The organism is Oceanisphaera litoralis (assembly GCF_016907015.1).
GTDB lineage: Bacteria > Pseudomonadota > Gammaproteobacteria > Enterobacterales > Aeromonadaceae > Oceanimonas > Oceanimonas litoralis.
Genome location: NZ_JAFBBE010000020.1, coordinates 59,919 through 66,615, shown reverse-complemented (window position 1 = coordinate 66,615; position 6,697 = coordinate 59,919). Strand labels below are relative to the sequence as shown.

Annotated in this window: 9 protein-coding genes; 4 read left to right on the top strand and 5 right to left on the bottom strand. The window is 58.7% G+C overall.

Translation table 11 applies throughout. The annotated features are described in order from the left end of the window. On the bottom strand, window positions 1-134 hold a 134-nt coding region (gene tnpB, locus HNR62_RS16465; RefSeq protein ID WP_204796487.1), incomplete at its 3' end, for an IS66 family insertion sequence element accessory protein TnpB. Then, on the bottom strand, window positions 131-433 hold the full coding sequence (gene tnpA, locus HNR62_RS12790) for an IS66 family insertion sequence element accessory protein TnpA (RefSeq protein ID WP_204796480.1): 303 nt from the start codon (window positions 431-433) through the stop codon (window positions 131-133). The genes tnpB and tnpA, both read right to left, overlap by 4 nt. 55 nt (window positions 434-488) lie before the next feature. On the opposite strand from tnpA, the gene HNR62_RS16335 reads away from it, so the two are divergent. Next, on the top strand, window positions 489-746 hold the full coding sequence (locus HNR62_RS16335) for a transposase (RefSeq protein ID WP_204796479.1): 258 nt from the start codon (window positions 489-491) through the stop codon (window positions 744-746). A gap of 213 nt (window positions 747-959) precedes the next feature. Here HNR62_RS16335 and dusA read toward each other — a convergent pair whose 3' ends face one another. Beyond that, window positions 960-1,961, bottom strand: a complete 1,002-nt coding sequence (gene dusA / locus HNR62_RS12780) for a tRNA dihydrouridine(20/20a) synthase DusA (RefSeq protein WP_204796478.1) — start codon at window positions 1,959-1,961, stop codon at window positions 960-962. A gap of 133 nt (window positions 1,962-2,094) precedes the next feature. Here dusA and zur point away from each other — a divergent pair, with 133 nt between their 5' ends. Beyond that, window positions 2,095-2,547: a zinc uptake transcriptional repressor Zur gene (gene zur / locus HNR62_RS12775; protein ID WP_204796477.1), complete on the top strand. Its 453-nt coding sequence runs from the start codon at window positions 2,095-2,097 to the stop codon at window positions 2,545-2,547. 46 nt (window positions 2,548-2,593) lie between these two features. Beyond that, on the top strand, window positions 2,594-2,806 hold the full coding sequence (locus HNR62_RS12770; RefSeq protein ID WP_204796476.1) for a hypothetical protein: 213 nt from the start codon (window positions 2,594-2,596) through the stop codon (window positions 2,804-2,806). Between the two features lie 86 nt (window positions 2,807-2,892). Here the strand turns inward: HNR62_RS12770 and alr are convergent, their stop codons facing one another. Then, window positions 2,893-3,981: an alanine racemase gene (gene alr, locus HNR62_RS12765; RefSeq protein WP_204796475.1), complete on the bottom strand. Its 1,089-nt coding sequence runs from the start codon at window positions 3,979-3,981 to the stop codon at window positions 2,893-2,895. 9 nt (window positions 3,982-3,990) lie between these two features. Next, the gene (gene dnaB / locus HNR62_RS12760) at window positions 3,991-5,385 is read right to left on the bottom strand and encodes a replicative DNA helicase (protein ID WP_204796474.1); all 1,395 of its coding nucleotides are present in this window, start codon (window positions 5,383-5,385) and stop codon (window positions 3,991-3,993) included. 276 nt (window positions 5,386-5,661) lie between these two features. Between dnaB and HNR62_RS12755 the strand changes: the two genes are divergently transcribed. After that, a complete protein-coding gene (locus HNR62_RS12755; RefSeq protein WP_204796473.1) occupies window positions 5,662-6,549 on the top strand; it encodes a Tim44 domain-containing protein in 888 nt (295 codons plus the stop codon). Window positions 6,550-6,697: the final 148 nt, after the last annotated feature.

The following is a 6,697-nucleotide window of genomic DNA, read 5'->3' as shown; positions in this document are numbered from 1 at the left end:
TTACAGAAGATAAACCAGGCCTCGCTCAGCGGGTTGAGTTCAAGCACATCGCTGACAATCAATGCCAGGCCGTCGATCGACTTGCGCATATCGGTTGCGCCGGCCACCAGATAGATGTCGCCGCGTGGAGTCATCGCAAGGCGGCCACGAAACGTTGCAGGGTATCGGGTTCCAGCGCGGCCGGAAACGCCAACTGGCAGCCGTTGGGCAGGGTCAAGGTCAGGTGATGTGCCTGGTAATGCGGCTCAGACAGCCGCACCGGATGGATAGTGTGATGCCGAGCAGTATCAGGCGCCTTGAGTTTACCGGCCCAATAGTAAAAGGTTGACGGACGGAGTCCCTCGCGCTGGCAGAATGCGGCTTTGCTGAGGCCACTGTCTGCCTGGGTTTGCAACTGGGCTTGCCAGTACTGACGTTTTTGCTGTGGGGTCATTGCCATTCCTCTTGTTGAGAGGAGTAGCGTGCCGCAACGACGTTAGCGCGGGAAGATGGGGTTAATTAGCCGCTTACCCTCCATCCATCATTTTATCGCCCCCTCGATACGGGAGAAATGGCTGTATGAGCATCAGTTTGTGCTGCTTTATCTACCGCCATACAGCCCGGAATTAAATCTGATCGAAATCTTGTGGAAACAAGCGAAATATCACTGGCGCAGCTTCACTTCCTGGAGCAAAGACGAGTTAGTAAATGAAGTATCAACTCTGCTCAAGGGGGTTGGGAGTGATTTCCACATAAGTTATGCCTGATTACTTAAGTAATATCCCATAACTGATGTGGATTCTGGGGCTGGTTTGCCTTTCTCGTCACCCTCGCGAAGGCGGGGGTCCAGTATTTTGCAGGCGACTCGCAATCTGAACGTTCTGCGCTACAAGCCCTGGATTCCCACCTTCGTGGGAATGACGACCGAACCACTTCTGTTATACGGCACTACTTAAGTGTGATGATCAGCCAAGAAGCCCTTAACTGCAGTCAAGCTCCGCCTCGGGTACCGACTCCGGCACCTTGGCCATGGCCGCCTCCACTACCTCGATGCCGGCACCGGCCTTGTGGGCATTTTCGCTCAGGTGACGCCGCCAGGCGCGGGCGCCCGGCAATCCCTGAAATATGCCCAGGGTGTGACGGGTGATACTGCCGAGATAGGTGCCCCGGCTCAGTTCCTGCTCTATATAGGGCAGCAGGTTGCGCACCACCTGATGGCGGCTGGGCACCTCGCGTTCATCACCAAACAGCCGGGCATCCACCTGCGCCAGCAGATAGGGATTCTGATAGGCCTCGCGCCCCAGCATGACCCCATCCAGCTGCGCCAGATGCCGTGTTGCCTCATCCAGGGTCTTGATGCCACCGTTCACCGCTATGGTCAGCCCCGGATAATCACGCTTGAGCCGGTACACTCGCTCGTAATCGAGCGGCGGAATTTCGCGGTTTTCCTTCGGGCTCAGGCCCTTGAGCCAGGCCTTGCGGGCGTGCACCACCAGGGCATCGACCCCGGCGTCCACCAGTCCGTCCACCAGGGTGCAGAGAAACGCGTAGCTGTCCTGCTCATCGATGCCGATACGGGTTTTCACCGTTACCGGTATGGCCACCGCCGCCTTCATGGCGGCCACGCTATCGGCCACCCGCCGGGGCTCGGCCATCAGGCAGGCACCGAACATGCCGTTTTGCACCCGATCCGAGGGGCAGCCCACGTTGAGGTTGATTTCGTCATAACCGCGCTGTTCGGCAAGCGTGGCACAGCGGGCCAGCGCCACCGGATCACTACCGCCCAGTTGCAGCACCAGCGGGTGCTCCTGCTGACTGAAGGCCAGATAATCACCCTTGCCGTGCAATATGGCACCCGTGGTCACCATTTCGGTGTACAGCTGGGCATGACGGCTAAGCAGACGATGGAAATAACGGCAGTGACGGTCCGTCCAGTCCAACATGGGGGCAACGGAAAAGCGGGCGCTGGGATAATGACTCATGTAAGTGATGACTTTTTGAACACAGGGCCGCGCATTATACCCAAGCTGGTGCACAGACCCAACCTTGATCGGAGGAAGGAAGATCCGGCTGTGTTAATATGCGACCAGAAGCCATTGAGGAACATCATCATTTATGTCCATCCAACATCAGCTTGAGCGTGCCGAGCAATTATGCCAGCAGCGCGGCGTGCGTTTTACTCCCACCCGCCGCCATGTGTTTACCCTGATGGCCGGGCACAAAGGTGCGGTCAGCGCCTATGATCTGCTGGACCGGCTCAAGGAGCTGGAACCCAACGCCAAGCCGCCCACCGTGTATCGGGCGCTGGATTTTTTGCTCGCTCAGGGGTTTGTACACAAGGTGGAGTCGCTGAACGCCTTTCTGTTCTGCGATCACTTTGCCGAGCATCACCCCATGCAACTGCTGATCTGCACCCAGTGCGGCCAGGTCATAGAGCTGCACGACGAGGCCATCAATAATGCGTTCGAGCAACAGGCACAACTGCACGGCTTCGCCATCACCAGCCAGTCCATCGAAGCCCATGGTCGCTGCCGCCAATGTCAGGCGGAAAAACCTGCAAACTGCTGATAACTGCTGATATAGTTAATTCACTCCATCTCGACAAGGATGCACGATGGGCACACTGCTCAAATGGTTTTTAGTTTTGCTGGTCGCTTTTTTGCTGGCGAGTGAGGTTAACCTGAATACCTCGCTCTACCGCTACGAAGACAATCAGGTTGAAATTACCTTTCCGGTCTGGCAGACCGATACCCCCTGGTACTATATGAAGTGGAACCCGGCCAAGGGCGAGTTTATTCATCACCGCGGCGCCAAGCCTTCAAAGTAAATCGGGTAAAAAACGAGTAGAGACAAAAAAGGCCGGGCCTCTAGCTGCATAGCTCAGAGGCCCGGCCTGTTTACGTCTGCCGCCGCTTAGTCGATGTATTCGAGTCGGGGCCGTGCCGTCATGCGGGTGACCAGCTCGTAGGCGATGGTCCCCACATGCCGGGCCACTTCTTCCGCCGCCAGGCCTTCGCCCCACAGCAGCACCTCGTCCCCCACCTGCTCGGTGGCATCCGGCCCCAGATCGACCGTGGCCATGTCCATCGATACCCGACCCGCCAGGGTGACCCGACGACCATTGACCAACACAGGTGTACCGGATGGGGCCATGCGCGGATAGCCGTCACCGTAACCGACGGCAATGACGCCGATGCGGGTATCCCTCGGGCTGACCCAGGAGCCGGCATAACCGACCGGCTCGCCGGCCTTGTGCTCGCGCACCGCAATCAGGCTGGTGGTGAAGTTCATGGCCGGACGCAGGCCGAAATCGGTGCCCTGCCGGTCGCCGAACGGCGTGATGCCATACAGCATGATACCGGGGCGGATATAATCGGCGTGGGCATCGGGAAAGGCGATCACGCCGGCTGAGTTGCACAGGGCCGTATGCTTGACCTTGCCGGCGGTCACCTGCTTGAAGCGGGCAATCTGCGCCTCGGTTACCGCCTGCTGCTCGGGCTCGTCGGCCCGGGCGAAATGGGTCATGGCATTCACCGGCTGCACCACCTGAGCGAGGGCGGCCAGCCGGGCAAAGACCTCGTCGGCCTGCTCGGGAGCAAAACCGACCCTGTGCATGCCCGAGTCTATTTTCACCCACACCGTCACCGGTGCCGCCAGCGGCGTCTGCTCCAGTGCCTCGAGCTGGGCAAACTGGTGAATACAGAGGTGGAAATTATTAAGTGCGGAGAATTCAAGCTGGGCCCGGTTGAAAAACCCTTCCAGCAGCAGTATCGGCTGGCGAATGCCGCCGGCACGCAGTTTTTGTGCTTCTTCAAACCGGGCCACCGCAAACAGGTCGGCGTCGTCCTTGAGGGCCGCCGCCACCGTCAGATCGCCGTGGCCATAGGCATTGGCTTTCACCACCGCCATGGCCCTGGCCGTAGGGGCCAGCTGCCGGGCTACCTGCAGGTTATGCCGAATGGCTTCCAGACTGATGCGGGCCACCGCCCCGTGTGCATCCATCTCTGCTCCTTAATAGTCATCATCGAAATCCGGCCCGGCATAGTTATCGAAGCGGGAAAACTGCCCCTGAAACGTCAGCCGAACCTTGCCTATGGGTCCGTTCCGTTGCTTGCCGATGATGATTTCGGCGATACCTTTTTCCGGGCTGTCGTCGTGATAGACCTCGTCCCGGTAGATAAACATGATCAAGTCGGCATCCTGCTCGATAGAGCCGGATTCCCGCAGATCCGAGTTGACCGGCCGCTTGTCGGCCCGCTGCTCCAGGCTTCGGTTAAGCTGGGACAGCGCGATCACCGGCACCTTCAGCTCCTTGGCCAGCGCCTTGAGCGAGCGGGAGATTTCGGCAATTTCCAGCGTCCGGTTATCGGACAGACTGGGCACCGTCATCAATTGCAGGTAATCGATCATGATCATGCTGATGCCGCCGTGTTCTCGCGCCACGCGCCGGGCGCGGGAGCGCACTTCGGTGGGTGTCAGGCCGGAGGAGTCGTCGATATAGAGCTGACCTTTTTCCAGCAGCATGCCCATGGTCGAAGACAAGCGAGCCCAGTCTTCATCATCCAGCTGCCCGGTACGTATGCGGGTTTGATCGATACGTCCCAGGGAAGCAAGCATCCGCATAATAATCTGCTCAGATGGCATTTCCAAGGAGAATATCAGCACCGGTTTGTCACTTGTCAGTGCAGCGTGCTCGCAAAGGTTCATTGCAAAAGTCGTTTTACCCATAGAAGGTCGAGCTGCCACTATAATCAGGTCCGAAGACTGGAAGCCCGCAGTTTTTTTATCCAAATCCGAGTAGCCGGAAGACACGCCGGTAATGCCCTGGTGAGGATTTTTATACAGCTCTTCGATGCGATCTATGGTCTTTTCCAGCAACACCCGCAGCGGTTGGGGGCCCTCGTTGGCGTTGGTCCGGCTTTCGGCAATCTTGAACACCTTGGTTTCGGCCAGATCCAGCAGCGCGGTGGAGTTACGCCCCTGGGGATCGAAGCCGGCCTCGGCAATTTCGTTGGCCACCGAGATCATTTCCCGTACCACGGCCCGCTCGCGCACTATGTCGGCATAGGCACCAATGTTGGCGGCGCTGGGGGTATTCTTGGCTATTTCCACCAGATAAGAGAAGCCGCCCACCGTATCCAGCGACTCGTGTCGTTCCAGCTCTTCCTGCACCGTGATCAAGTCGATGGGGTTACTGAGCTGACTCAGGCGCTGCATGGCCTGAAAAATAAGCCGGTGCGGCCGACTGTAAAAGTCCGGCTCCGAGACCTTTTCCGCCACCCGATCCCAGGCGTTGTTATCCAGCAGCAGTCCGCCCAATACGGACTGTTCCGCCTCAAAGGAATGAGGCGCCATCTTCAGCTGGGCAACGGCCTTATCGGCTTTGGTGACGGTTTTCTCGCTCATCGGTTCTATCTCTGATTCGGCAAAGGGCTATTATCAGGATTTTTCATCGGCTCCGAAAGGCCCATTCTTGTCTCTGCGCTCGGCAATCGCCACGCAATCTCGATACCAGGTCGATGTCATGTCTCTGCCGTACTGCGTCATGGCCCCGAAATGACCGGCGCCACCTCCCCTGTTGCGGTTCGCCACGTCAGGCGGACTCTGGCTTGCTTAATCACCAGTTGACATAACATGTCGCTGCTTTAGGATGTGGCTAGTCTGTCACCCAAGGAAGCGATAATGCGTAAATTTCTTGCCCTCTTTACCCTGATTTTCGCGGTCGGCCTCACCGCCACCGCCTTTGATGCCGAGGCCCGTAAAATGGGCGGCGGCAGCCGTTCTGCCGGCAAATCCTTCAAAACCGCCCCCAGCCAGCCGGCTGCCCAGCAGCAAACCGCCGGTAAAAACACCGCCGGCCAGACCCAGCAGCCGAAAAAATCCGGTCTGATGGGCGGCTTGCTCGGCGGCCTGCTGGCCGGCGGCATGCTGGCCTGGCTGATGGGCTCCGGCGCCTTCGAAGGCTTCCAGATCATGGACTTCCTGATGATAGCGGGCCTGGCCTTTGCCGGCTTCATGGTGTTCAAGGCCCTGCGCAAGAACAAGACGCCGGCCCCCAGAGCGGCCTACAACGGCCCTCAGCAGTTTGAAGCACCCAAGCCGTTTAATGCTCCCGGTCAGTCCGCTGCCGGTCAGTCTGCTACAACAAGTAACAACGCCGCTTCCGGCTTCGCGCCCAGCGATGTGCCCTTCGACCTGCCCCCGGGCTTCGACATGCAGGCCTTTTTACAGGGCTCTCGCGAGCACTACCGCACCCTGCAGCAAGCCTGGAACCAGAACGATCTGGAGAAGATCCGCGAATACGTCTCCCCCGAGCTGTTTGCCGAGCTGAGCCAGCAACGCGCCACGCTGACCGGTGACCAGCACACCGAGGTAATGTTTGTGGATGCCGAGCTGGTACGTGCCGATCACACCTCTTATCAGGCCCAGGTCAGCATCCAGTTCAGCGGTCGCTATCGCGACAGCAGCGAAGCCGTCGAGCAGGACATCCGCGAGGTATGGCATCTGGAACGCGATCTGACCCAGGACAATGCGCCCTGGCTGATCGTCGGTCTGGAAGACAACGCGTAAGCGTGACGGCCATAGAATGACAAAGGCGCCTGCGGGCGCCTTTTCTGTTTCTGCTTGGCAGGCACAAAGCCCTTTGTTCTTGGTGTGAACAGGGCCGTAGGTTGGCGATGAGCGAAGCGAATCCCAACGCTCACACTGGCGCCTAGGC